Raw genomic sequence first — 25,331 nt, 5'->3', positions numbered from 1 at the left:
TGTCAGAGAATTTGGACTTTAATTCAGTATAGTCCTACTCATAATTATTGCCATTAGTGACAACGTTTTATACGTGTGGAGGCTGTAATCTCGACAAATAATAACTTCTGTAAATACCATTACAGGAGGTGTTTGAACATGGCACGAAGCAGTCGAAATCGTCAAGTGGTACCCGAATGCCGTGAAATGCTGAAACAGATGAAATATGAGATCGCAGCTGAGTTTGGATTGCATGTTGGTTACGGCGGCGGCTCAAATGGAGCGGATACGGAATTTGGTTCAGAACTTGGAGCCATCGGAGGGGGATTCTCTAGTCGCCGTGCTGGATGGGGCCATTTGACATCCCGTGAGAACGGATCTGTTGGTGGGGAAATTACCAAGCGTTTGGTTCAGAACGCCGAGCAAAGCATTCTGGGAAGACTGTAGGTTTTTCATAATTTCGGTAAGAACTTATTCTTGAATAACTTCGATATGAAAAACCAAGAAAATCCTTGAGAATCAGCTCACTAACTGGATTGACACCTGGTAACAAATAAGTTAATATGCATGTTGAGGATTGTACATTTCAAACCTTTTCCTATCGGAAAAGGTTCATTTTTTGTGTAGGACCTCTTGATATATCATATACTATTCATATGGGAGGTTGATCTCATGTCTTTAACAGGGCGACGTTTATTTACATCTGAGTCCGTAACTGAAGGACATCCGGATAAAATCTGTGACCAGATTTCCGATGCGGTACTCGATGCTTTTTTGGCTAACGATCCTAACGCACGCGTAGCTTGTGAAGTCTCCGTGGCAACGGGTCTTGTTTTGGTCATTGGAGAAATTAGCACTAAATCAGAATACGTGGATATTCCATCCATCGTACGCAATACCGTGAAGGAAATCGGGTATACCCGTGCAAAATACGGTTTTGATTCCAATACATGCGCGGTGCTGACATCGCTGAATGAGCAATCTGCTGATATTGCACAGGGGGTAAACGCTGCACTGGAGAATCGTGATCCTTCCCAAGTGGACAAGGAGACCGAGAACATCGGTGCTGGTGACCAAGGCTTGATGTTTGGTTTTGCAACCAACGAAACGCCAGAACTGATGCCTCTTCCAATCGCATTGTCCCACCGTATCGCTCGTCGTTTGTCTGAGGTTCGTAAAGATGGTACGCTGGAATACCTGCGTCCTGATGGTAAAACCCAGGTGACGGTTGAGTATGATGGCAATAAACCAGTGCGTGTAGATACGATCGTTGTATCGACTCAGCATGCTGAAGAAGCAACTCTGGAACAAATCCAGAAGGACATCAAAGAACAAGTCATTCTTCCTGTGGTACCAGCTGAGCTGCTGGACGCAGAAACGAAATATTTTATTAATCCTACAGGTCGTTTTGTTATCGGTGGTCCTCAAGGGGATGCCGGTCTGACAGGACGTAAAATCATCGTCGACACCTACGGCGGCTACGCTCGTCATGGCGGCGGTGCATTCTCCGGCAAGGATCCTACAAAAGTAGACCGTTCCGCTGCTTACGCGGCTCGCTACGTGGCTAAGAACTTGGTTGCAGCGGGTCTGGCGGACAAGTGTGAAATTCAATTGGCTTACGCCATCGGTGTAGCAAATCCAGTTTCGATTAGTGTTGATACTTACGGTACGGGTAAAGTAAGTGAAGAGAAATTGGTGGAGCTTGTGCGGGGCAACTTCGATCTGCGTCCGGCTGGCATTATCCGTATGCTCGATCTTCGCCGTCCAATCTACAAGCAAACAGCTGCTTACGGCCATTTTGGACGAACGGATCTGGATCTTCCTTGGGAGCGCGTAGATAAAGTGGAAGCTTTGAAGGAACAAGCTGCAGCGAACTAAGTTTCGTATCTGGAAAAGTTTTAAACTGCTGAGTTACGAACCTTGGCATCTTTTCGAAGAGTAAATCATGGTCAGCGACTGCTTATATATCTGCTAATTCGTTTATTAATAGAGCATTACTCTATTAACCGACGCAGACTTATTACAAAAATGAAACAATTATAAAGCTGATGCCTATTATGGGTATCAGCTTTTTTTAATAATTTATTGGAAAAAGAGGAATATAGTTTATGACAAACTAGTTACTTTTAGATGAAATTATAGTAACATAGGGTTGAATTACATACACTCTCAAAAAATGCTACTACATTTTTGCTAGAACTTGATGTAAGATACGCGAAAGTGTTTTTTTTATAACAAAATCGTAACTTTTTCTCAAAAATGAAGTCTATTAATTAGAGACTTTAAATGTTCGGCATCCGTGTTGAACGAGAGATGGGAGAGTTACGAATACATGGTTAGTCAGGGGAAAACACTGAAGACTGAGAAATCAGGCGTAGGAAAAAAATGGTTGATTATTACACTGGCAGGGGTTATCTGGGTAGGCCCTGCGCTTAGCAACGGAATACCGGTTATAGAGAATCTATCGTCTTCATCTGTAGCTCATGCGGCATCCGCGTCAGCCAAGAAACTAGGTGAAGAAATCATTACTTCCGGTGCTGTTCTGATGAAATATCAGTATATTAACAGCACTGGGGGAAAATCGCTAGCCAATGTCATCCGCGTGGATCTCAATAACAAATACGTGAAGCTGGATGTCATGACAGGGCAAGGAAATCTAATTTACAACGAGACAAAGCACGGGCGGAATGGCGAAGGAGAACGGCGCGGTTGCTGCGATTAACGGTGATTTTTTTAATACCGGCAGCGAAGGGGCTCCGATGGGTGCTCAAATATCGAGTGGTTTGTTGATGTCAACGCCATCTGATCTGAAAGGTATGTACGCTTTTGGTGTAACGAACGATGGAACGCCGATTCTGGACGAGTTTGCATTTTCGGGGAGTGTTACGGCTGAGAATGGAGCTTCATTCCCGCTTGCGGGCATGAACAAAGTCTCCTATGCGCCTGAAGGCACCGGATCAACGTATAGCCATGCGAATACAGCTTATATCTACACTAGTGCATGGAAGGCGGTTGAGCGTCCTAAGAACAGCTCGACGACGCCAACGGAGGTTATGGTAACGGACGGCGTCATTACGGATATTTCAGTGATGGCGGGATTGCCCACAGCGATACCGGAAGGTAGCTTTATTTTGCGAACCCATGGAGCTGCGGCAGAGTTCGTGAAAAAAAATCTGGCTGTCGGCCAAAAGCTGGACGCGAATTATGCGCTGGTGTCCAAAAAATCAGGTAAGGAACTGGACCCAACTACACTTCAAATGATGATTGGCGGTCATACCATTCTGGTTGATAACGGCAAGGCGACGTCATTCTCAAGAAACGTGAATTCGATTGGAGGAAGCCGGGCACGTACAGCTGTGGGTTACTCCAAAGACGGACGTTACGCCTATCTGATTGCTACGGAGAGCAATGACAATAGCAAGGGGATGACCCTTCAGCAGCTGCAGGATTTCATGACCAAGATTGGCGTATGGAAGGGAATGAACCTTGACGGGGGCGGCTCGACGACGATGGTCAACCGTCCACTGGCCGAGACCAATACCGAGCTTACCTTCAACACGGAATATGGCACGACGCAGCGCAGCATTGTAAACTCGCTTGGGGTGTTCTCAACGGCACCCAAGGGCAGCTTGAAAGGTCTGACGGTAAGCGGAAGCAACACCCTGCTCATCGGGCAGATGGGTACGTATGAACTGAAAGGCTATGATACCTATTATAACCCTATAGAAGCCGGCTCCATTAAGCCGACCTGGAAAGCCAGCAACGGCAATCTGGCCGTCAACGGACAAAGCATCAAGGCAACCAAGCCGGGCACAACTACTCTGACAGCAGTAAGCGGCAGCACAAAAGCTACCATGCAAGTTAAGGTGTTAGGTGCGGACGATATCGCCGCATTGACCACAGGCGTGTCGAGTGCTCCATTGCAGGCAGGAACGAGCGTTTCCGTGCCGGTCACGGCCGTAACGAACAATGGTCAGAGCCTGGAAGTGCCGAGCAGCGCACTGAAATGGGAGTTCATCGGATTTAAAGGAAGTGTAAAAGACGGACGTCTGACGGTATCCTCCGTCAACAGCAATACGAAGGTTGGTTATGCTATCGCACGATATGACGGCTTTAGCACAGTTGTTATTTTATCTGCTGCAGGAGAGAGCACATGGGAGAACTTCGAGAACGTGAGTTACCCTGTGAAGTTCACCACGAATGTGCCAGCAGTTACCGGTACTGCAGCAATTAAAAATGGCAGCGGAACAAAAGCAAACTCGAAGGTCTTGAATTTGTCCTATGATATGACAGGCGGATTAGGACAGAAAATGTACGCTTACGCGGAATTGAACGGCACAGCCGGGAAATCCATTCCTGCACAAGCAACGTCCATGACGATTGATGTGGAAGGGGATAACAGTCTGAACTGGCTGCGCGCTGAACTGAAGGACAATAACGGAAAAACCGTATATGTGGATCTGGCGAAAGCAATCGATTGGAGCGGCTGGAAGACTCTGAGCATGGATCTGAGTGGATATAACATTGCGTTCCCGGCGCAGATGAAGCGACTGTACGTAGTCAACGTGGAAGAAGGTCAGGATGAGCGCGCTTTGACGGGTTCAGTATCTTTTGACGATATAAGGTTCATGATGCCTTCCCAATCTGGGAATGAAGGACTTCCAACTGGAAAAGCAGTCATGACTATTGGGCAAAAATCACTCGTGCTGAATGGTTCCAAAGTGGCAATTGATTCGGCGCCAATCTTGAAAAATGGAACCACCTACGTTCCGATTAAGCATGTTCTAGATGCCTTCGGCGGGCAAGCAACATGGAACCAATCCGCTCAGCGGGTAGGTGTGTTGAGAGGCGGTATGCTCATGGAACTGACGGTAGGCAAGAAGGAATTCATCCTGAACGGTAAGCGCAGTTCGGCGGCTGTCGCACCGATGGTTCAAGGTGGTAGGACTTTGGTCCCTCTTCGTCTCGTTTCCGAGCAATTAGGCCTTAAAGTAAAATGGGACAAGAACACGAAGACCGTTACGATCGAATCATGATATGGTATGATATGTATATGAAACGTTAGAAATGGAGTAGAGTGCGTGGATTATCAAGCCGATGCCATCGACCGTGTCATAAAAAACGCCATCAAAGTGATGGAGGACAGCAAATACCAGATGTTCGAAATATTGGAGGCGTCGCGGCAGGAGCTCGCGTCTCTCAATCATGAACTGCAGCGGACATTAAAAGAAACGACGGAAACTTTAGAGAAGGTAGATCAGCTAGAGCTGAACTATCGCCGTTCCCGGATCCGGCTGACCGAGGTTAGCCGGGATTTTGTCCGGTACAAGGAAGAGGATATCAAGCAGGCGTATGAGAAAGCAACGCAGCTTCAGCTTGACCTCATGATCTACCGGGAGAAGGAAATGTATCTGAAGGCAAGACGAGACGAGCTGCAGAAGCGGGTTCGTAATGTAGAGAACTCGGTGGAGCGTGCAGAATCGATTGGATCTCAGATGGGCGTGGTGCTCGAATACTTGTCCGGAGAACTGGGCCAGGTTTCCCGAATCATTGAATCTGCGAAAAACAGACAGGTGATTGGCCTGAAGATTATTCTGGCACAAGAGGAAGAACGGAAACGCATATCCCGAGAGATTCATGATGGTCCTGCCCAACTGCTGGCTAATCTGGTTCTTAGGACGGAAATTGTAGAAAGAATGCTCGCGAAGCAGGAATTTAAGATGGTGCAGGACGAAATAGTAGATTTGAAGGGCCAGGTTCGCTCGAGCCTGGAGGAAATGCGAAAAGTCATTTTCAATCTGCGTCCAATGGCACTCGATGATCTAGGATTAATCCCCACACTGCGTAAATATGTGCATGATTATGAAGAGAAATCGAAAATCCGCACGATCTTCGAGACACGGGGGAAAGAGCATCGTCTCTCTTCTGCGATGGAGGCGGCCATCTACCGGTTGGTGCAGGAAGCACTTTCGAATGCTGCAAAACATGCTTACCCGACTTATGTGCTTGTTGAGATTACTTACCAGGCGCAATTGGTCAAAATCGTTGTACAGGACAATGGCCTGGGATTCAATGTCGAATTGCTGGAACAGAAAAGCAGGGACCACTTTGGGTTAATTGGCATGCGGGAGAGGGTTGAACTGCTCGAAGGGAGAATGGAGATCGATTCAGCCGAGAACCAGGGAACCAAGATCGTGATTCATATCCCGACGAACGTAGAAAAGAGAAAGGAGTAATCGGATGGAACATATGGAGAAAGAGAACGCGATTATTAAAGTATTATTAGCCGATGACCACCAGCTGTTTAGGGAGGGTCTGAAGCGGATACTGAATATGGAGGACGACATTGACGTCATCGGTGAATGCGGTGATGGAATTCAAGTGCTTGAATTCTGTAACGAAGTGAAACCGGACATCGTGCTGATGGATATTAACATGCCAACAGAGAACGGTGTTCAAGCGACCGAGAAACTACGTGAAATGTTTCCTGAGATCAAGGTTATCATACTGTCGATTCATGACGACGAAAGTTATGTGTTTGAAACGCTCCGCAAAGGAGCTAACGGTTACCTCCTGAAGGATATGGAAGCCGAGTCACTGATTAACGCGATCCGTTCGGTACATGAGGGATATGCATTTATCCATCCAAAAGTAACAGGCAAGCTGATTCAACAGCTTCGTCGGATGACTTATGTAAACGAAGCAGGCGCTATGGCGGAAAGCGGTACGCGCGAAGCGGGAGTCAAGTTTGTGGCAGGCGAGAATAACCCATTGACAAGGCGCGAAGCGGAAGTGCTCAGACTAATGGCCGAAGGCAAGAGCAACAAGATGATTGGAGAATACCTGTTCATTAGTGAAAAAACTGTAAAAAACCACGTCAGCAGCATTTTGCAGAAGATGGAAGTGGACGACCGTACGCAAGCGGTTATCAACTCGATCAAATATGGCTGGGTGACGTTGTAATCGCCGATCCGAATGCACGGACGCGTCTTACATAGGGAGGGAACTGCCAAGGGCGGTTCCTTTTTGTTATATTATAGAGCATATAAGTTTTCAGCGAGCTCAATAATTGCAACAAAAACAACATTCTAACTGTGTATTGTGTTAGAGCCGTTCCCGTCAAGTTTAGTGTGGGCTCTGGTTACATAACTGTCACCGTCCCCTCCTGATCAGCATATATTGTTGATAAGAGAAGGAGGTGAGTCTCATGGTTGCCCAATTGCTGTGGATACTCGCGGTGTACGGGATCGCTGTTGCTCTGGTTCATATCGTGCATGCCCGTCATCTTAGAAGAGCCGGTGAAGGCACGGGGCGGCGCAGGCATTATGTGCTGATCACGTCCAACCATGAGCGGCAGGTGGAATGGTATTTAAGAGCCCTTTCATGGTATGCCCTGCTGAGCGGGACGCGTGTGCGTGTCACCGTCCTTGATGACAAATCTTATGATGATACGCTGAAGATTGTCCAAAGACTGACTCATTTGTCCGGAATCGAACTGGTGTACGGGACATGGAGATCCGATGGTCAGGCATCACGGGAACCCGAGGCAGATTCGAATGAAGATGAAGTGATACGGATCGATCTGAGGCATCCGATGGAGGCAGTTCAGATTCCTTATGTACAGGGTTAGACATCAAAAAGTTGTTGTTTCAGCTCCCAGGATCATATTCATATTGTTGAAGGCGTGAAGCACACTCCGACCCCGTAGGTGAGAGGTGTGCTTTTTGCGTTTTTTCAAAAAAGTTGTTAGAGGATAGGATTGTGCGTTGGTGTTTATAAAAAAACATGTTGTGACAGGATTCGACAAAGGACATCGAAAAGGGGAGCTATTGATGATGTGACGATCCTGGCACGGAGGCGCAGCTTTAGATATGAAACGGCCGAGTGGTTCGAGTGAATATCGGCTGTCCATCTTCATGATCATGTTTCTCTCTAATAGGTTAGATATGTTGTCTAACTTAGTTCTCTACTGATAGCAATTGAAAGCAAATTGAAAGCAATGAAAAAAATGAATAGGTACATGGGCTTTCTTAAACTTACTAGTACAGTATCAGTCACATGACCTTTACCCGCTTTATATCTCTTGATATTGGAGTTGATGTCCGTGCAGATTGCTATATATGCCATTCGCACATCCGAGAAATGGGAATGTCGTCTCTCCTTAGATCTGCGAGTGGATTTTCAGTGGTGGTATGGAAAGAAGCGATGGTTGGATGAGAGTGCAAATAATCCGATATTTGTATTGTTGTCCTCCCAGATGCCGCTAGGCTGGGCTGTTGAAATTCGCGAGGAATTTCGATCCATCAATGAAATGAATGAGTGGAGTGTACGAGAGTGGCAGAACTATGTACTCCTTGGATTAAGGGGGTCTTTACTTCAAGAGCCTGAAGTCAGCAGGCCTCAGTGGGGCGCTTTGTTCAAAGAGATACAGTTGTTGAATGGAGCTCGAATAAGGTCTCTGATGGAGATGGGAAGCACTGTTGAACATGGAGCTATGTTGATGCAGCAGGCAGAGCTGCTGATTCAGTGTATGGAAGGACGAGCCTTGCTTGCAGGCGAGGTCGAGGCTCTGTTGGCGGAGGTCGCCGGGGAGGACACCGGCGACTGGCGCTCCGCGGCCCAGCTCGGCGTCCTGCTGGGCCGCCTGCGCTTGGAAGCGGGACTGGCACAGCCCGCCCCGCGCCATTCGCCCGGCTGGCTCCGCCGCCGGGCCGTGGCCCCCCGCTGCCGGCGATGCGGCAGCGAGGCCCGTAGCCGCACGGCATGCGCCGCGTGCGGCTCGGCGGCTTGCGCCTATTGCGAGGCCTGCCTCGCCATGGGGCGCAGCCGCGCTTGTGCCCTGCTGCTGCATGGCGCAGCAGGGTCGGCCGTGCGGGGCACGGCCGGGGGTTCCCCCACCGCGGCCTTGGGCCGGTGGGGGCTTAGCGCAGCGCAGAGCGCCGCCGCTGGCGCTGCGCTGCGGTTTTTGGCGGAGCCGCCCGCAGGGGGCTCCGCGGGGCTCGCCCGGTTTCTCATCTGGGCGGTGACCGGGGCCGGAAAAACCGAAATGATCTTTCCGCTTTTGCAGTCTATTCTGGATGCAGGTGGCCGCGTGTTGGTCGCTGCCCCAAGAAGGGATGTGGTGCTGGAACTTGCGCCCCGTTTATCCAAGGCTTTTCCGGAGGAGACGGTAGTTACGCTATATGGAGGAAGTCCGGATCGGTGGAAGCGAGGGAGCATCACGCTGGCAACGACGCATCAGCTTCTGCGTTTTAGGGGAGCTTTTGACCTGGTGGTTATCGATGAAATCGATGCATTCCCTTATCATAATGATCCGATGCTGGATTATGCGGCCAAGGGGGCTTGTAAAGCAGGAGGGAAATATATCTACCTGTCAGCCACCCCGCCAGCGCCGTTGCAGCGGGAGGCGGCAGCAGGCCGTTTGCCTCATGCTAAAGTACCCGCGCGTTTTCATGGTCATCCGCTGCCTGTTCCACATAAGCTTAAAATTCCCACAGTGAACCGATGCTTGCAAGAAAAGAAGCTTCCCCCGGGTTTGGTCCGTAATTTAAGTGCATCTCTTTCTCGCGGCGCTCAGGTGTTCCTGTTTGCATCCCGCATTAAGCATATCGAGCCTTTTCTGGAGCTGCTCCGCAAGGCGATTCCCAATGCACCGATTGAAGGGACATCATCCATCGATCCGAATCGGACAAGCAAAGTGATGTCCTTCCGCAACCGCGAGATTCGCTTGCTGGTGACAACGACGATACTCGAGCGCGGAGTAACGGTTCCCAAGAGTGATGTGTTTATTTTGGATGCAGACAGCGAGCTTTTTGATGAGGCCGCTTTGATTCAAATGGCTGGTCGCGCGGGTCGATCCAAGGATGATCCGGCAGGGCGGGTGGTATTTGCAGCACCCCAGTGGACTCGATGCCAAAGCTCGGCCGTTCGGCAAATCAAGGCAATGAACCGAATCGCCGGTAAAGGCGGGTATTTACGATCATTCGAGCAATTGTCGAGTGAGTAAGGGAGTAAGAACAGGGGGAATTTTACCCATGGAGTTTTAGGAACTCTAAGCGTATAGGCTGGCGCTGTTTTTGTCGGGATATGGTGACGATGACTGTTGGATGTCTTAAACTGTGAGGGCTGTAGTTGGAATACACTTCATGATCTTCAGTTCAGGATTGCTATAGTGATTGTAGAAAGATTGTGCTCTCTGGAGTAACCATCGGATGTTATGCAGTACGGTTGACTAATCTATTGAAAATTCTTGTATCTGTAAATAAATCCAACTTACCATCCCAAAAAGGAGAGGGGCTGTCGTATTTGATGTCAGACGTCTTCGCCAAACTGCTTGGTCATATGCATCGTTTGCTCAAGCCGATGAACGAAACCTGTCTCGCTTGTGGTAAAAGCGCTTCTCTTGCTCGAGAGCTTCCAGGGATATGCTATGGCTGTTCCAGGCAAATCCCTTGGATCGTTAACCCCCGGTGCCTGCAATGCGGACGGGGGATTGGTTGTCCAGACTGCAATAGGTTTGGAATGAGCATGAGCAAAAGAAGTTTTATTTTGAACCGAAGTGCGGTGACCTACGATGCGCAGATGAGGGAGTGGTTAGCACAATATAAATATCGTGGGAACGAGCGTTACGCTCCGCTTCTAGCAGAAATGCTGCTGCGCGCATATGCCTTGCTTCATAGGGAAACGAATATTCATTTACATAAAAGGGGGTTAAAGAACCCTCGAGCCGAACCATGGAATGTGCATGCCGTCACCTCGGTTCCGGTAAGTGATGAAAGGCTTCGAGAGAGGGGATTCAACCAAGCCGAAGTACTTGCCCATGGGCTTGCGTTTCGAATAAAGCTTCCTTATTTCCGGCTGCTGGAGCGGAAGCGCCACACGGATAAGCAGAGTTTCAAGAGCCGGATGGATCGGCTCAAGGATATGGAAGGGGTGTTCGGTGCAGTGCAGCACGTACCCGATGTGCTAGGGGTCATAAACAGGCAGGCCGCCAATCGCATCCCTTCTCCAGCTGGAACCTCGCATTCCCGTATGAAAGGTCCCTTTCGTATACTTTTGGTAGACGATATCTACACAACAGGAAGTACGATTAATGCTTGCGCAGAGGTTTTACGGAGTTATGAAGCAAACCTGGAGATGCCGATAGAGATCTACAGTTTAACCTGGGCCCGCTCGTAAATACCGGAAATCAGAAAAATGTGTGGATTCTCTTTTTGAACGATAGACGTAAGGCCTAAGATAAGGTAATCTAGGGGTATCAAAGGTTCTATGTGGCATGGAGGTTGTTGAGCATGAATCTGGGGAATTGCCCTCGGTGCGGCAAGTTATATACCGTTAATATTCGGGAAATGTGTCAGGATTGCATGAAGGTTATTGAAAAAGAATACGAGAAATGCGCAACCTTCCTTCGTGAGCAAAGAGGTGCTACCATTCACGAGGTCTCTGAGGCTACGGAAGTATCCATGAGGCAGATTACGAAGTTTATCAAGGAAGGCCGGATCTCGATTGCGAACGCGCCCAACATGGCTTACCCTTGCGAAGTATGCGGGACGTTGATTCGCGAGAGCAACATGTGCGAGTCCTGCCGGACGCGATTAACGAGAGAACTTAGGCAGGCGGCTGCAGGAGACCAGGAACATCAGCCTGGGTCCGGAAAAGATAGAGAGACTTACCGCGCAGTAGATAAACTGCGCAAATACTAACTTTTGAACTATTAACAATGTTTCATATCCGACCGATAAACTTAGTAAAGCTTATCGGTCTTTTATTTTAAGTGAGGTGATTTGACGTGAAGATTAACGAATCGGGACGTGTGAACGGCATCAATTCGTATCAACGGAATATTGAATCTCGGGAGATGCAGCATATCGATAAGAAGAAGCGCCGCAAGGATGAAGTATCTATCTCACCGGAGGCGATGGAACTGAGTGCACAGAGTAAAGTACAGGATCCGGAGCGCGCGGAGAAAATTCAGCGTTTGAAGGAATCCGTAGCTAATGGTACTTATGAGGTGCCCGTCGACCGTTTGGCGGACAAATTGCTCCCGTATTTTCAATCCTACAATAAATCAGGTGAATCCAAGTGAGTGCTAGAACCATTATCGAATATATGAAGCGTCAGGATGAGCTGCATGAGCAGCTCATAGAGGCAGGGAAAGATAAAAGGCAAGCCATTTTGGATAATGATGTGGAACGTCTTACAGCGGTCATGACCAAGGAGAACCGCCTGCTGAAGCAGGTGGCGGAAACGGAAGCACTGCGTCAAGGCGCCGCAGATGATTTTTTACGTGAGAAGGGCATCCGCTCCCAGCTTCAGCTGACGGTTACCGAAATGACTCGTCTTGTATTTAATCCGGATGAAAAAACAGAGCTGCAGGATGTGCAGGAGCAATTAATGGACAGGCTCATGGAACTCAAGGAACTGAATGCCATCAACCGCGAGTTGATCGAACAGTCCCTGGCGTTCATTGACTACAGTTTGAACTTGTTAGTCAGCCGTCCTGAGGATGATTTGCTATATCAACATCCGAAGCATCAAAATCCGGCCGGCAAAGGCCGAAGCATGTTTGATACCAGGGCATAAGCAGAAAGGAAAATGTACGATGAGATCTACATTTCATTTGCTCGAAATCGGAAAGAGGGGCTTGATTGCCCAGCAAGCTGCGATTAACACAGCTGGTCATAACGTTACGAATGCTAATACGCCGGGTTACTCTCGTCAGACCACGCGCTTGGTTGCGGCCAATCCTATCGCTTTTCCAGGAATGCAGCGTTCCCAAGCGGCCGGTCAGCTCGGGATGGGTGTCGAGGCAGATAGTATCAGACGGGTGCGGGATTTCCTGCTGGATATCGAGTACCGCAACCAGAATACCAATCTGTCGACGTGGAGCGTACAGCAAGAGACGCTTTCGAATATTGAGGGGATTTTTAATGAGCCTTCCGACAGCAGCTTGAGCGCAAGCATTGCGGAGTTCTGGACCGCCTGGCAGACATTGAGCAAAAACCCGAGTGATACCGATTTGTCGGCCCGTATGGCAGTTCAGCAGAAAGCTATCGCATTGACCGAGACGTTTAACCATATATATTCCCAGCTGGACACGCTCAGCAATAATCTGACTTCTCGTATTGACACTAAGGTTGCTGAAGCCAACAATTATATCGACCAAGTTGCAGAATTAACCCAGAGTATTAAACGGATTGAGGGTCTTGGCGATAACGCGAACGATATGCGCGACAAGCGGGACCTGCTGATTGATCAGCTCTCCTTGCTTGGGAACGTGAATGTAACCGAGACCGGGGATGTCTATCAAGTGACGTTTGGTAATCAGGTAGTGGTGGACGATATGACCTCCACGCCGATTACGAATGCCATAGCGGGGACATTAACCGGTGGAGAAATTGCTGGATATGTAACCTCCCGAGATGTGCACGTTCAAGGGTATATCACCCAGTTGAATATTATGGCCAACACATTGGCTACCGGAAAAGTAGAAGTTACCCTGCCGGCTGGAACGATTCTCCCTCCAGGCGTGAACATTCCGAATGCGGTAATGGATGCGAATAATCCTCGTAAACTTGCGGTGGATACCAAGCATACTGTAGACGGACTTAACGGATTACATAAACTCGGTTACACCTTGAACGAACCTGCTACCACAGGAAGTGACTTCTTTGTATCTGCCAATGGAGGTCCAATTACAGCAGGGAATATGAGGCTCAGTCAGAATATCCAATCCGATTTGAAAAACATCGGCGCGTCTTTACGGACCGAAATGAAAACAAATCCGGATGGAACAACATCCGAGGTGGTCCTGAAAGGTAACGGCGGCATGGCGCTTCTGATTGCCGGCTTGTCTGAACGTACATTTAGTTTTAATCCAAACAACAGCAACGGTGCAGTAACGGATATTACGAATTTTGAAGGATATCTCCAGTCTGTTATCTCCAAATTAGGTACGGATAGCAGCAACGCCATTAAGATGGTGGAGAACGGTACACTGCTGGTGGAACATGCAGATACACTCCGTCTATCCATTAGCAGTGTGTCACTAGATGAGGAAATGTCCGATCTCATCCGCTTCCAGCATGCATACAGCGCATCTTCACGTGTAGTTACTACCATCGACGAGATGCTGGACAAATTAATTAACGGTACCGGCATCGTCGGCAGAGTAGGAGGAGTAAATTGTGCGCATAACCCAATCTATGATGACCAGCTCCATGATGAGTGGTCTCCAAGGCAACTATCGCAGACTGGATAAATACCAGGAACAAATGATGACCCAGCGCCGTATTAACCGTCCTTCCGACGATCCGGTCGGTGTAGCCGCTGCTCTCCAATACCGTGGCCAGATCACGGCAACAACGCAGTTTGAGCAAAATGCGGAGGATGCAGACTCGTGGCTTAAATATGGGGATACCGTCATGACGGAAGTCACACAGATCATCCAAAAGCTTTCAGAACTTGCGGTGCAGGGTGGAACAGACACGGTTCCCGCAGATGCTCGGGAGAATATTGCTGCAGAAGTAGAACAGTTATATCAACAGCTTGTTTCCCTTGGCAATTCGCAATTCAAGGGGAAATATATTTTCAACGGTGAGAGAACCGATGAGAAGCCATTTCCTGATGATCCAACACAAACTGCTTATGCCCTGGATAATGGTGAAGTGAGGTATCAAGTTGGTGCTGGAATCACGGTGTCTGTGAATACACCTGGAGAGCAAGTGTTTGGTGCATTTGGAGATGCGTCTGGGATATTTGTAGTTGTTGATAATTTTAAGAAGGCATTGTTGGCTAATGACACGACTGCTATACAGAATTCCATTACAAATCTCCAGAAGAATCTGGAGACAACCATTACTGCTCAAGCTGAAATGGGTGGAAAACAAAATCGACTTGAGTTCACGCTAAGTCGGTTGGGTGATTTAAATATTAATTATATGGACCTGCAATCGAAAATAGAGGATGCGGATATATCTAAGGTTATTATTGATTTAAAAACTTCGGAGAGTGTATATCAGGCATCATTGGATACGATGGCTCGCATCATTCGACCTAGTTTACTTGATTTTTTGAGATAGGGGTGGTTAGATGAATATCCCTCGAATTCAGATTCAACAGGGTTATTCCCAGGTTGGTCTGCAAACCTCAAAAGGACAGCAAAGCATTGAGCAGTCTCGCCCCGTGCTTAATATGTCACAAAAACAGGCGTCTTTAGAAATGAAACAATCCAATGGTAAGTTGGAGATTGATTCGCGTAAAGCTTGGTCTGCGCTTGGAAAGGCTAGATTTGAAGAGGTGACTGATAGGATTGCTCAAGTGTCGCTTCAGATCTCTATGGAGAATATTGCAGAGATGGCTCAAAACGGAGATCGGATGATGGCTTTTCATAAGGGGGGCAATGTATTTGCAGATATAGCTCGGCAAAATGCATTTAAAGAACGCCCTATAGAAATCGCGGGAGAACCTAACTATGACAACGTGGATGTGACGTATAATCCGGGTCAGGTACAAGTAGAGTATATCCCAGGTAATGTTAATATTAATCCTGAGGTTCATAAACCTGTAATTGATTATTATCCTGGTAAGGTGAATCCATATCTTATCAGACAAAACTTTATATTTATGTCGGCTACAGGCAGACAACTGGATGCAGTGGTCTAGTGTAGCAGCTACAATAGCTATAATGAGAATTCATTATAGCTATTATTGTTAGACGAGGAGGAATATTAATGTTTATACTCACCAAAAGATTTGGTCGAATTGAAATAGAAGAGAAGCAGGTCATATCATTTACAGGACCTATATTGGGGTTTACAGAATCAAAGTATGTAGTTTTGCATCAGAAGGATGATGAGAATCCCTTTGATTTTTTACAATCGACTGAAAATGAGAATTTGACTTTTATTGTAATAAATCCATTTCATTTTTTTGAGGATTATGAAGTTAATATTGATTCTCAATGGTTAGAGTCTTTGGACATCCAGAATGATAAGGATGTTGATATATTGGTTATTGTTACAGTTCGCAATGCTGAGGATATAACCTGTAATTTGAAGGCTCCAATTTTGTTGAACAATAAAAATCAACTTGCAGCACAGATTATCTTGGATCATAGTGAATATTCTACTCGACATCCATTGTTTGAAAAAGCGAAAGGGGAAGGTAGCAATGCTGATCCTATCGAGGAATAAAGGCCAGAAAATAATGCTAAACGATAACATTATACTTTCAGTTATCGAAATAAACGGCGATCAAGTAAGAATTGGGATTGAAGCGCCCCCAAACGTAACTATATACCGTGAAGAAATCTATGACGCGATACAGCGTCAAAATAAAGATGCGGTTGAATTTACTGAGGATATACATAATATCCTCCAGAAGGTCACGACACAAAAGAATAAATAATTTTTATTGAAATTAATAATTTGCTATAAACATAATCAGTTGAACGCCGATATATATAATATGGTTCGGTAGACATAGTAGTGACGGCCGCATGCTATGTTCCGATCACAATAGGGTGAAGCAAGGATGCAATCACCAACACATTCCAAGGAGGAATTTTCACATGCGTATTAACCACAATATCAGTTCTTACAACACACAGCGTCAACTGACTTTTAACAACACACAACAAGGCAAATCTTTAGAGAAGTTGTCTTCAGGTTACAGAATCAACCGTGCCGCTGATGATGCTGCAGGTCTTGCAATCTCTGAGAAAATGCGTAACCAAATCCGTGGTTTGGAACAAGCTAACAAGAATGCTCTGGATGGTATCTCTCTGATCCAAGTAGCAGAAGGTGCATTGAATGAAACTCATGCTATGCTGCAACGTATGGCTGAATTGTATGTTCAAGGTGGTAACGAGACCCTGACTACTTCTGATGCAGATAAGATTGACTCTGAAATTGCCCAATTGTCTGCTCAAATCGACAGCATTGCTACCCAAACTCAATTCAACGGTAAAAAACTAATTGCTGCTGACGTAACTGGTAACCTTACTTTCCAAGTAGGAGCGAACGCGGGGGAAACAATTACTGTTGCTTTGCAAAAAGCTGATGCTGCAACACTTGGTGTTGACTTTACTTCATTAGGTTCTTTGGCTACTACTCCTACCAATGCCACGGCTAACGCAGCATTGACTAAAGTTCAGGATGCCATTAACGATGTATCCAAAATCCGTTCTGATCTGGGTGCTGTTCAAAATCGTCTCGAGCATACAGTCAACAACCTGGGTACAACTGCAGAGAACTTGCAGGCTGCAGAATCCCGCATTCGTGACGTAGATATGGCTAAAGAAATGAGCACATTTACGAAGAATAATATCTTGCAACAAGCAGCTACAGCTATGTTGGCGCAAGCTAATCAACAACCTCAAGGTGTACTGCAATTGCTTCGCTAATCTCTTAATTAGGATGGGCCGGCCGGTTTTCCGGCTGGCTTTTTAATATTTTACTGGAGGGAATAGATATGAGAATATCAGGGGATTCAACCCAGCCTTCCTTTTCTTCTTATAGACGCTCGGAGAATAAAATTCCAAATCAGGTGGCAGAGCATCAACAATTGGATACTGTTAGTGTAGATGCTGGCCTATTTCAGGACAAGGAATTAAATCAGCTTGTGGAAAAGTACAACCAAACGCTGCAAGAGAATGGGACTGCGTTGAAGTTTAGTATACATGACAAAACTCGCTCAATTGTTGTTAAGGTCGTTGATATCAAGACAGAAGAAGTACTAAGGGAAATCCCTCCTGAGAAAATTATTGATTTGGTTTATAACCTGTGTGAGAATTTGGGGATTTTTATTGATAAAAAAGCATGAAAGGGGTTGAATTTAAAAGATGAGCAACATTTCCAGTCTTTACAACCCGATAAGGTATACAGGTTTAAGCTCTGGTATGGATATCGATAACATTGTCAAAAATCTAATGCAGGTTGAGCGTCTGCCTCTTCAAAAGTTAACACGTCAAAAAATCAGTTTAATCTGGCAACGCGAGGATTATCGTACTATGAATACGGCTTTAACCTCATTTCGAAAAGCGGCTGAAGGTTTGCGTTTTGGTAGTTCTTTCGAGACGAAGCAAGTCGTATCAAGTAATCCAAATGCTGTGGACGTTACTGGATCTAGCGGCGCCTCCGAGGGGTTTAATACAATTAAGGTGTTGAATCTAGCAACTTCTGCATCACTTACTGGCAAAGCATTAGCTGCAGACACTAAGACTGACGCGGTAGTGAATACAGGTGGAGATATCACCATTAAGGGACCAAAGGGTACTTCCACAACAATATCGATAACATCTGGAAGCTCATCCATAGATTCTATCATTAAAGACATTAATGCTCAAACAACGGTAACTGGTGTAAAAGCTAACTATGATACCAATACTAAGAGACTTTTTCTGACCACCGATGTTACAGGCGTTAAGTCGGAGATTACTGTCACTGATAATAGCAATGCCTTTAAATCGATATTTAATATGGATTCATTAACAAGTAATGGTATTAATGCGAAATTTGAATTTAACGATGCTGTAGGTGTTAATGCGCTTGAGAGTGAAACGAACAATTTCACATTAAACGGACTCACCATAAATTTAAAAGCTCCGACAACAGAACCTGTTTCTGTTACGGTATCGAAATCTAACACAGTTGTGTTCGATAAGATCAAAGAGTTCGTTAATCAATACAATACCATCGTAGATCAGTTTCAATCAGTGACCAGCACAAAGAAAGACCGTTCCTATCAGCCACTTCTGGATGAAGAAAAATCACAAATGACAGATAAGCAAATCGAACAATGGGAGGCAAAAGCTCGTCAAGGATCACTTTATAATGATTCGACATTAAAGGGAGCGCTGGATGAATTCCGTGTTGCATTCCGGGAACCGTTAGAAGGGTCTACTTATAAGTTCCTTAGTGAGATAGGAATAAAGGTAATGTCCGACCCCAGGCATAATGGTAAATTAGAAATTGATGAAGAAAAGTTAAAGAAGGCATTAACAACGAATCCAGATGCAGTTAAAGATTTATTTACTAAGCCTTCCAGTACTGTTGGTGATACGGCTGAAAATAAAAAACAACGATTATCAGAGCTTGGTTTTGCAGAAAGATTATACGAATCAATTAATAATCAAATAAACAAGATTAACAAAAGAATTGGGATGGGATCCGTAGAGTCAATTGATGATAGTATTCTAGGTAAGGATTTGAAAAGAATTAACGAGCGTGTGTCAGATTTGCAACGTCGATTAACAGACGTTGAGAACCGCCATTATAAGAAATTTACTATGATGGAACAAGCCTTGCAAAAATTAAATAATCAAGGTTCATGGCTATCTTCGCAGCTTTCATCATTGTAACAAAGAATAATAGTAAAGAATGGAATGATAGAACTTATGCAAACTAACATACAAGATAAGTATTTAAAGGTTCAGGTTGAGACAGCTTCACCAGGAGAACTCACTCATCTATTGTATCAAGAGCTGGTTCGTACTTTAATGAGAGCTCGACAAATGGTTATCCAAAAGGATTATCAAATAAGTAATGAGCTTCTCCATAAGGGTAGAAGCATTTTATTTGAACTCATGTCTACTCTGGATATGAAATACGATATTTCAAAAGACTTGTATGCGTTGTATGAGTTCTACGCCAAGTGTATAGCTGAAGTTATTATTAATCATGAAATCGATATGCTAGATGAAGTGATTGATTTTGCAAAGGGTATGTATGAAACATGGAAACAAGCGCTCCAGATTGTAAAAGGCGGGAGTGCAGAATGAGTGAGAATGTGCTGGAATTACTTCAGAGATTGAAAGAGCTCTATATGGATGTAATGAAGGGGGATTCTCTCGAAATTTATTCAACCCGCCAGAATGAAATGGATGCGTTATTTACTCTTATTCAAGACCATCAAATGGATGATAATGCGAAACCTCTTTTACAGGAATTGGAGCTGATTAATAGATTGTTGGTTCAGCAAATCACCTCTGAAAGAGAGATTTTAGCTCAGGAGCGAAGATCATTTGAAAGACAAAAAGCTGGTGTCGAACAATATTCCAGCTTCGCCGTAAAGCAGCATGAGTCTTATTTTATCGATAAGAGAAGTTGAAGAAAATTAAATATAGGAGGAACGCAAGTGAAGAAACAGGCAAGCAAATTAACTTCTTTGTTCTTAGTGCTTTTTATACTGATGGGTATATATCCGTTAGGAGCTCAAGCTGCTGAAAATTATGTATCCGTAACCAAATCGGTTAGTCCTACAACGATAACTACTGAAGAAGAAACATTAGTGACCCTAAATATTAAAGGTACACCCCCAGTAAATGTTATCAGGCCGAATGATGTGATTTTAATTATTGATAGATCGGGTAGTATGAATGACGAGAATAAAATGCAGAGTGCAATTAATTCTGCCAAAGGGTTCATAGATCTTATGGACTTAAGCAAACATAAAGTAGGTATAGTGGACTATAGCTCTGCTAACAATATTAGCTCATTTCCCCTTAGTACTGACAAAGAGGCCGTTAAGAACTATGTGAATGGTTTAAGAGCAAACGGAGGGACAGCAACAGGAGATGCTATTAAAAAGGCAAGGGAGTTGTTGGTTAATCACCGTCCGGATGCTCAGCCGGTTATTGTTTTGCTAACGGATGGCGATGCAACAGAGCCTAATGGAAATGCATATAACTATGCGCTTACGAATTCTAATGAGGCCAAACAAGAAGGCATAGTTTTTTATACGATTGCTCTTCTTAATACCAATGCCAACCCAGATACTAGTGGCCCTAACTTACTTCTGAAACAAATGGCCACCACCTCACATCATCACCATTTTGTACTTGGATCTGTAGGGTTAGGAGATATTTATGCAGCTATTGTCCAAGAAATTGGTTTAGCTAGTGCTTATGATGTTGTGGTTAATGATATCGTTTCTCCTCAATTTGAGATTGTTCCAGGGTCATATGATACCAATATTCCGAAGCCAATAGTGAATGGGAATACATTGAGATGGGACTTTTTAGAACTTAAAACGGACACGTTGACATTTACTTATAAAATTCGTCATAAATCAGACCAACCAGTAGGTACATTTAGAGTTTCGACTCCAGATTCTTCTATAATATATAAAGACTATACTGGAACAGAAAGAAAGATTAATGTACCAACTGAGAATGTTACCGTTACATACCCGAAACCAACTTTAAATAAGATTGAACCAGAGTCCGGACATGTTAACGGCGGTGAATCTGTCGTGATTACTGGAACAAATTTTAGACCGAATCCAATTGTGAAGTTTGGAGTGGCTAATGCTTTAAATATCCAATATATTAGTCCGACAGAAATTCGTGTTGAGGCACCGGCGGGTAATCAAGGCACAGTTGATCTTACCGTAATGAACGAAGATAGACAACAGGTACAAGCAAAGTATCTGTACTATGCTGATCCTATTGTAACAGCCATAACCCCTTCTAGTGGAGCGATGGGTGGAGGAGAGAAAGTAACAATTTCTGGTCAGTATTTCCTGAATGGTCTAAAAGTAAAAATCGGGGAAAATGAAGCCAAATCCGTGATATATAAAAGTAGCACGAGTTTGACAGTTACTGTGCCAAAATCTTCGTTAGCAGGATCAGTGGATGTCAAAATTGAAAATCCTGATGGTAGAAGTGTCACAGTTCAAAATGGTTATACTTATATTGCTCCTTTAAAGCCAACAATAGAAAGTCTATCACCAAATCAAGGCCAGCTTGTAGGTGGTGAAAATGTTGTTCTAAAAGGAACGAATATTGAGGCTGGTGCAAAACTTTATTTTAATGATGTATTGGTTAATTTGTCAATTGTAGATAACACTGAGGCTAGATTTCGTGCACCAGCCTGGTCTGTAGCAGAGAAAATCAATGTGCGATTAGTTAACCTAAGTGGAGAAGAGGCATTGCTTCCGGAAGGGTATACCTACTTGAAGCCACCTGCACCTCCAGCACCAACAATTGAAAAAGTGACTCCAAATAGTGGTCAACTGAAAGGCAACGAACTGGTAACCTTGACAGGTACTAATATTAAGACAGGTGCTAAATTGTTTTTTAATGATGTTGAGGTAGGAGCTACAGTTGTTTCAGAAACTGAAATGCGTTTCCGTACTCCAGCATGGGCTGTTGTTGAAGCAGTAGATATTAAAGTTATTAACCCTGATCTTCAAGAGGCATCATTGGTCAAAGGATATAACTATCTGTCACCTCCAGGACCAGAATTGACCAGCCTAACACCTAATGAAGGTTTAATCGAGGGTGGCTTGAATGTATCGATTAAAGGGTCCAATTTTGTTAATGGAGCAAGAGTATACTTCAATACTAAAGAGATCTCGACTACATTTGTTTCAGATACTGAGCTCAAGATTAAGACTCCAGCATGGAGCACTGATGAGATAGTGAGTGTGAGTATCGTGAATCCAGATGGGCAAGAGGTTTTACTGAGTGATGGATTTACTTATATTAAACCAGTTTTACCAGAGGGACCGGCTATAACAGCAATCACACCTAATCAAGGGGAAATCAAAGGAAGTGACTTAATTACTGTAACAGGTACAAATTTTGTCGCTGGCTCAAAAGTTTTTCTGAATGATATCGAAATCTCGACATCTTATACCTCTAGTACAGAACTAAGATTTCGTACACCAGCCTGGCCGATTGCTGAAACAGTAGATGTTAAGGTTGTGAGTCCTAATAAACAGGAGGCAATAGTTGTTAAGGGTTTCACTTATACAGAGCCAGCTAAAGCTCCAGCACCTACATTGACAAGCGTTAGCCCAAGTAAAGCCCTCACTACTGGAGGAGATTTAATTTCAGTAACCGGTAGTAATTTTGTCAATGGTGCTAAAATCTATCTAAATGATACTCTATTATCGGCTTCGTTTGTTTCGAATACAACATTGAGATTCAGAACTCCGGCATGGAACCTTGCTGAGATTGTAGATGTTAAGGTAGTGAATCCCGATGGAGGAGAAGCTATTTTAGTAGATGGATTTACTTTCGAAAAGCCTGTAATTAATCCTCCAAAAATAACGAGTGTGGATCCGAATACAAGCCTGCTGACTGGTGGTACATTGGTGTACATCAACGGAAGTGATTATAAGGCAGGTGTGAAACTGTATTTGAATAGTACAGAGGTGCCAGTTTCCTTACTGTCTGATAAAATGTTGCGTTTCCGTGCCCCTGTGTGGTCTGTTGCCGAAACAGTTGATTTGAAGGTTGTAAATCCAGATCTTCAGGAAGCTGTGGCAACACAAGCATTTTCATTCACGGAACCTCCGAAGCCGGCAGCACCTACTATAGCTAGTATTAGTCCAAATACCGGTCCATTAGATGGAAACAACTATGTATATATCAAGGGTGAACATTATCAGGCAGGTGTAAAAGTGACCTTTGGAAGTGTAGAAGCTAAAAATGTTACATTGCTTGATGCTGCTCAAATCCGTGTATTGGCTCCAGCTGTAAGTAATATCGGTTCTGTTGATGTTAAAGTAACAAATCCAGATGGACAGTTTGCGATTGTTTCGAGTGGTTACACTTATCAGGAAACACCGATTACGATAAGCAGCATTTCGCCAAATAAGGGACCATTAGCTGGAGGTCAACTAGTTTATATTTATGGCTCGAATTTTAAAACAGGGATGACGATGCAAGTGGATGGTAAGTCTCAAACATTTGAACTGTTAGGTGCTGGTTCGATTCGTTTCAGATCACCAGCAGGTACAAGTGCTGGCGATGTTCCAATTGTATTGACAAGTGCTGGCGGTGTAACAGTTTCTACTACTTACACTTATGAGGCCCCACCACAACTCCCAGCTCCTACAATAACGTCAATTAGTCCTGACCGTGGGCCGTTGTCAGGAGGAGCTCTTGTATATGTGTATGGAAGTAATTTCCGTGCAGGTATCACTGCAACCTGGGGGGGAACGAATTTGGCCGTTTCGTATCTTAGTACTGGATCCATTCGATTTAGAGTGCCGGCAGGGACCGTTCCTGGACCTGTCGAACTCAAGCTAACCAACACAGATCAACAGTCAGTATCTATTAATTACACTTATGAATAATCCATTAAGCTATATTTGTTAAATGAATATCTTCTGTTTTTGGTTTGACATTTGTTTGGTAGTAATGTCACTAAGTACTCAAATTTCATATTAAAGCAACTCTAAAATATCAGGGTGCCTTTTAGGCGCCCTGATTATCTTTAAAATAAAGGAGGTATCCTAATGAAGCTTCCTGTATCATTATGCATGATTGTAAATAATGAACAGAAATTTATTAAAGATTGTCTAGACTCCGTAAAGGAATTTGTTTCAGAAATAGTGATTGGAGATACTGGATCCACTGACATGACGGAAAGTATAGCTAGGGAACATGGCGCCACAGTATTCAGAATGGATTGGAAGAATGATTTTGGAGATGCGAGGAATTCTGTATTGGAGAGGGCGTCTATGCCCTACATCTTTGTTATGGATGCTGATGAGCGTTTAAATCAATCTAGTTCTGATCAACTCATGAAATTCTTTGAATACGAAACTATTAATCCTGGTAGAGTTGTTATAAAAAATATAGTACATGATAATGATATAACATTTGGACAAGCTACACGAATATTCCCCAACCTACCAGATTACCGTTATAATGGACGAATACACGAACAACTTCAATATCAAGGGAATACACCCAAAAGTTCTCAAACCAATATCATCATCGATCATTTAGGTTATAAAGACGAAATAATGATTGAAAGACAGAAAATTCAGCGAAATTTAACTATATTGACTGAAATGGAAAAATCATCACCACATGATCTCTATGTAATTTATCAGATTGGAAAAACTCAATTTGTTGCAAAAAACTATCCCGAAGCAGTTAGATATTTGGAGAAAGTATTAAAATCAATACCATTAAATTCTTTGACAAGCTCTACTTATGCTTCAAGTGCGTGGCTCACTTTATGTTATTCCTTGTATTATATGAAAAGTTTTAGTCTTCTGAATAAATATATTGAAGAAGGCATTGAAATTTTCAGTGATTATACCGATTTATACTTTATATATGGTTTATCGTTAACTTCCATGAACCATCCTGACGCTATTAAAATGGTGCCGTCAGTATTTAATTATTGTTTGCAACTGGGAGAAGCTGATTCGACTAAATATGAAACTACAATGGGAGTTGGCAGCTATAAAGCTCATTATAACCTTGGAGTCTATTGGGAAATCATTGGTGAGATTGATAAAGCTTATTCTCATTATTTATTTGCCGTCCAACAAGGGTATCAAATTGCGGGTGCCAGGCTGAAATTGTTGTCAAGATAGGAGAGAAG

General features: G+C 44.4%; 22 protein-coding genes and 1 pseudogene. All 23 read left to right on the top strand.

What is annotated here, in order from left to right:
• Positions 1 to 138 precede the first annotated feature (138 nt).
• The gene (locus tag PVOR_RS28625; RefSeq protein ID WP_006213068.1) at positions 139 to 426 is read left to right on the top strand and encodes an alpha/beta-type small acid-soluble spore protein; all 288 of its coding nucleotides are present in this window, start codon (positions 139 to 141) and stop codon (positions 424 to 426) included.
• A gap of 225 nt (positions 427 to 651) precedes the next feature.
• Complete coding sequence (metK, locus tag PVOR_RS28620; protein ID WP_006213067.1) at positions 652 to 1,857, top strand: methionine adenosyltransferase; 1,206 nt, start codon at positions 652 to 654, stop codon at positions 1,855 to 1,857.
• 454 nt (positions 1,858 to 2,311) lie between these two features.
• Positions 2,312 to 5,015 (top strand): annotated as a pseudogene (locus tag PVOR_RS28615) (stalk domain-containing protein).
• Positions 5,016 to 5,060: 45 nt separating this feature from the next.
• Positions 5,061 to 6,215, top strand: a complete 1,155-nt coding sequence (locus PVOR_RS28610; protein WP_006213064.1) for a sensor histidine kinase — start codon at positions 5,061 to 5,063, stop codon at positions 6,213 to 6,215.
• 4 nt (positions 6,216 to 6,219) lie between these two features.
• Positions 6,220 to 6,942 carry a response regulator gene (locus tag PVOR_RS28605; protein ID WP_006213063.1) on the top strand — a complete coding sequence of 241 codons (723 nt, stop codon included), beginning with the start codon at positions 6,220 to 6,222 and terminating at the stop codon, positions 6,940 to 6,942.
• A gap of 244 nt (positions 6,943 to 7,186) precedes the next feature.
• On the top strand, positions 7,187 to 7,609 hold the full coding sequence (locus PVOR_RS28600) for a hypothetical protein (RefSeq protein WP_006213062.1): 423 nt from the start codon (positions 7,187 to 7,189) through the stop codon (positions 7,607 to 7,609).
• 474 nt (positions 7,610 to 8,083) lie between these two features.
• A complete protein-coding gene (locus PVOR_RS28595) occupies positions 8,084 to 9,985 on the top strand; it encodes a helicase-related protein (RefSeq protein WP_006213061.1) in 1,902 nt (633 codons plus the stop codon).
• 521 nt (positions 9,986 to 10,506) lie between these two features.
• On the top strand, positions 10,507 to 11,157 hold the full coding sequence (locus tag PVOR_RS28590; protein WP_231887952.1) for a ComF family protein: 651 nt from the start codon (positions 10,507 to 10,509) through the stop codon (positions 11,155 to 11,157).
• A 113-nt stretch (positions 11,158 to 11,270) separates the two neighbouring features.
• Complete coding sequence (locus PVOR_RS28585) at positions 11,271 to 11,681, top strand: TIGR03826 family flagellar region protein (protein WP_006213059.1); 411 nt, start codon at positions 11,271 to 11,273, stop codon at positions 11,679 to 11,681.
• 86 nt (positions 11,682 to 11,767) lie between these two features.
• Positions 11,768 to 12,064, top strand: coding sequence for a flagellar biosynthesis anti-sigma factor FlgM (flgM, locus tag PVOR_RS28580; RefSeq protein WP_006213058.1), 297 nt, complete (start codon positions 11,768 to 11,770; stop codon positions 12,062 to 12,064).
• Positions 12,061 to 12,561 (top strand): flagellar protein FlgN, encoded by a 501-nt coding sequence (locus tag PVOR_RS28575; RefSeq protein ID WP_006213057.1) that lies wholly within the window; start codon positions 12,061 to 12,063, stop codon positions 12,559 to 12,561. Before flgM ends, PVOR_RS28575 begins: the two co-directional genes overlap by 4 nt.
• A 19-nt stretch (positions 12,562 to 12,580) precedes the next feature.
• Complete coding sequence (flgK, locus tag PVOR_RS28570) at positions 12,581 to 14,239, top strand: flagellar hook-associated protein FlgK (protein ID WP_006213056.1); 1,659 nt, start codon at positions 12,581 to 12,583, stop codon at positions 14,237 to 14,239.
• Positions 14,166 to 15,059 carry a flagellar hook-associated protein FlgL gene (gene flgL / locus PVOR_RS28565; RefSeq protein ID WP_036639909.1) on the top strand — a complete coding sequence of 298 codons (894 nt, stop codon included), beginning with the start codon at positions 14,166 to 14,168 and terminating at the stop codon, positions 15,057 to 15,059. The genes flgK and flgL overlap by 74 nt, the downstream gene beginning before the upstream one ends.
• Before the next feature lie 10 nt (positions 15,060 to 15,069).
• Positions 15,070 to 15,642, top strand: coding sequence for a DUF6470 family protein (locus PVOR_RS28560; RefSeq protein WP_006213054.1), 573 nt, complete (start codon positions 15,070 to 15,072; stop codon positions 15,640 to 15,642).
• A 68-nt stretch (positions 15,643 to 15,710) separates the two neighbouring features.
• Positions 15,711 to 16,172: a flagellar assembly protein FliW gene (fliW, locus tag PVOR_RS28555; protein ID WP_006213053.1), complete on the top strand. Its 462-nt coding sequence runs from the start codon at positions 15,711 to 15,713 to the stop codon at positions 16,170 to 16,172.
• A complete protein-coding gene (csrA, locus tag PVOR_RS28550) occupies positions 16,150 to 16,386 on the top strand; it encodes a carbon storage regulator CsrA (RefSeq protein ID WP_006213052.1) in 237 nt (78 codons plus the stop codon). The genes fliW and csrA overlap by 23 nt, the downstream gene beginning before the upstream one ends.
• A 163-nt stretch (positions 16,387 to 16,549) precedes the next feature.
• Positions 16,550 to 17,383 carry a flagellin N-terminal helical domain-containing protein gene (locus PVOR_RS28545; RefSeq protein WP_006213051.1) on the top strand — a complete coding sequence of 278 codons (834 nt, stop codon included), beginning with the start codon at positions 16,550 to 16,552 and terminating at the stop codon, positions 17,381 to 17,383.
• A gap of 68 nt (positions 17,384 to 17,451) precedes the next feature.
• On the top strand, positions 17,452 to 17,802 hold the full coding sequence (locus PVOR_RS28540) for a flagellar protein FlaG (RefSeq protein ID WP_006213050.1): 351 nt from the start codon (positions 17,452 to 17,454) through the stop codon (positions 17,800 to 17,802).
• Between the two features lie 19 nt (positions 17,803 to 17,821).
• Positions 17,822 to 19,339, top strand: coding sequence for a flagellar filament capping protein FliD (fliD, locus tag PVOR_RS28535; RefSeq protein ID WP_006213049.1), 1,518 nt, complete (start codon positions 17,822 to 17,824; stop codon positions 19,337 to 19,339).
• Between the two features lie 24 nt (positions 19,340 to 19,363).
• Positions 19,364 to 19,759 carry a flagellar export chaperone FliS gene (gene fliS, locus PVOR_RS28530; RefSeq protein WP_234973120.1) on the top strand — a complete coding sequence of 132 codons (396 nt, stop codon included), beginning with the start codon at positions 19,364 to 19,366 and terminating at the stop codon, positions 19,757 to 19,759.
• Positions 19,756 to 20,088 (top strand): hypothetical protein, encoded by a 333-nt coding sequence (locus PVOR_RS28525; protein ID WP_006213047.1) that lies wholly within the window; start codon positions 19,756 to 19,758, stop codon positions 20,086 to 20,088. Before fliS ends, PVOR_RS28525 begins: the two co-directional genes overlap by 4 nt.
• Positions 20,089 to 20,115: 27 nt before the next feature.
• Positions 20,116 to 24,066 carry an IPT/TIG domain-containing protein gene (locus PVOR_RS29415; RefSeq protein ID WP_006213046.1) on the top strand — a complete coding sequence of 1,317 codons (3,951 nt, stop codon included), beginning with the start codon at positions 20,116 to 20,118 and terminating at the stop codon, positions 24,064 to 24,066.
• 162 nt (positions 24,067 to 24,228) lie between these two features.
• Positions 24,229 to 25,323 carry a glycosyltransferase family 2 protein gene (locus PVOR_RS28515; protein WP_006213045.1) on the top strand — a complete coding sequence of 365 codons (1,095 nt, stop codon included), beginning with the start codon at positions 24,229 to 24,231 and terminating at the stop codon, positions 25,321 to 25,323.
• The last annotated feature ends 8 nt before the right edge of the window (positions 25,324 to 25,331 follow it).

It is taken from the genome of Paenibacillus vortex V453, assembly GCF_000193415.1.
In the GTDB taxonomy this organism is placed as follows: domain Bacteria; phylum Bacillota; class Bacilli; order Paenibacillales; family Paenibacillaceae; genus Paenibacillus_AQ; species Paenibacillus_AQ glucanolyticus.
The sequence above is the reverse complement of the archived record's forward strand: the minus strand, read 5'-3'. Positions and strand labels throughout refer to the sequence as shown.

What these genes read in the sequence shown, in the direction of transcription:
- fliD (WP_006213049.1), top strand. Translation starts at nt 17,822, where the DNA reads ATGAGCAACATTTCCAGTCTTTACAACCCGATAAGGTATACAGGTTTA.
- fliS (WP_234973120.1), top strand. Translation starts at nt 19,364, where the DNA reads ATGATAGAACTTATGCAAACTAACATACAAGATAAGTATTTAAAGGTT.
- csrA (WP_006213052.1), top strand. Translation starts at nt 16,150, where the DNA reads ATGCTGATCCTATCGAGGAATAAAGGCCAGAAAATAATGCTAAACGAT.
- fliW (WP_006213053.1), top strand. Translation starts at nt 15,711, where the DNA reads ATGTTTATACTCACCAAAAGATTTGGTCGAATTGAAATAGAAGAGAAG.
- PVOR_RS28515 (WP_006213045.1), top strand. Translation starts at nt 24,229, where the DNA reads ATGAAGCTTCCTGTATCATTATGCATGATTGTAAATAATGAACAGAAA.
- metK (WP_006213067.1), top strand. Translation starts at nt 652, where the DNA reads ATGTCTTTAACAGGGCGACGTTTATTTACATCTGAGTCCGTAACTGAA.
- PVOR_RS28540 (WP_006213050.1), top strand. Translation starts at nt 17,452, where the DNA reads ATGAGAATATCAGGGGATTCAACCCAGCCTTCCTTTTCTTCTTATAGA.
- PVOR_RS28605 (WP_006213063.1), top strand. Translation starts at nt 6,220, where the DNA reads ATGGAACATATGGAGAAAGAGAACGCGATTATTAAAGTATTATTAGCC.
- PVOR_RS28585 (WP_006213059.1), top strand. Translation starts at nt 11,271, where the DNA reads ATGAATCTGGGGAATTGCCCTCGGTGCGGCAAGTTATATACCGTTAAT.
- PVOR_RS28560 (WP_006213054.1), top strand. Translation starts at nt 15,070, where the DNA reads ATGAATATCCCTCGAATTCAGATTCAACAGGGTTATTCCCAGGTTGGT.
- PVOR_RS28600 (WP_006213062.1), top strand. Translation starts at nt 7,187, where the DNA reads ATGGTTGCCCAATTGCTGTGGATACTCGCGGTGTACGGGATCGCTGTT.
- flgK (WP_006213056.1), top strand. Translation starts at nt 12,581, where the DNA reads ATGAGATCTACATTTCATTTGCTCGAAATCGGAAAGAGGGGCTTGATT.
- PVOR_RS28525 (WP_006213047.1), top strand. Translation starts at nt 19,756, where the DNA reads ATGAGTGAGAATGTGCTGGAATTACTTCAGAGATTGAAAGAGCTCTAT.
- PVOR_RS28590 (WP_231887952.1), top strand. Translation starts at nt 10,507, where the DNA reads ATGAGCAAAAGAAGTTTTATTTTGAACCGAAGTGCGGTGACCTACGAT.
- PVOR_RS28545 (WP_006213051.1), top strand. Translation starts at nt 16,550, where the DNA reads ATGCGTATTAACCACAATATCAGTTCTTACAACACACAGCGTCAACTG.
- PVOR_RS28625 (WP_006213068.1), top strand. Translation starts at nt 139, where the DNA reads ATGGCACGAAGCAGTCGAAATCGTCAAGTGGTACCCGAATGCCGTGAA.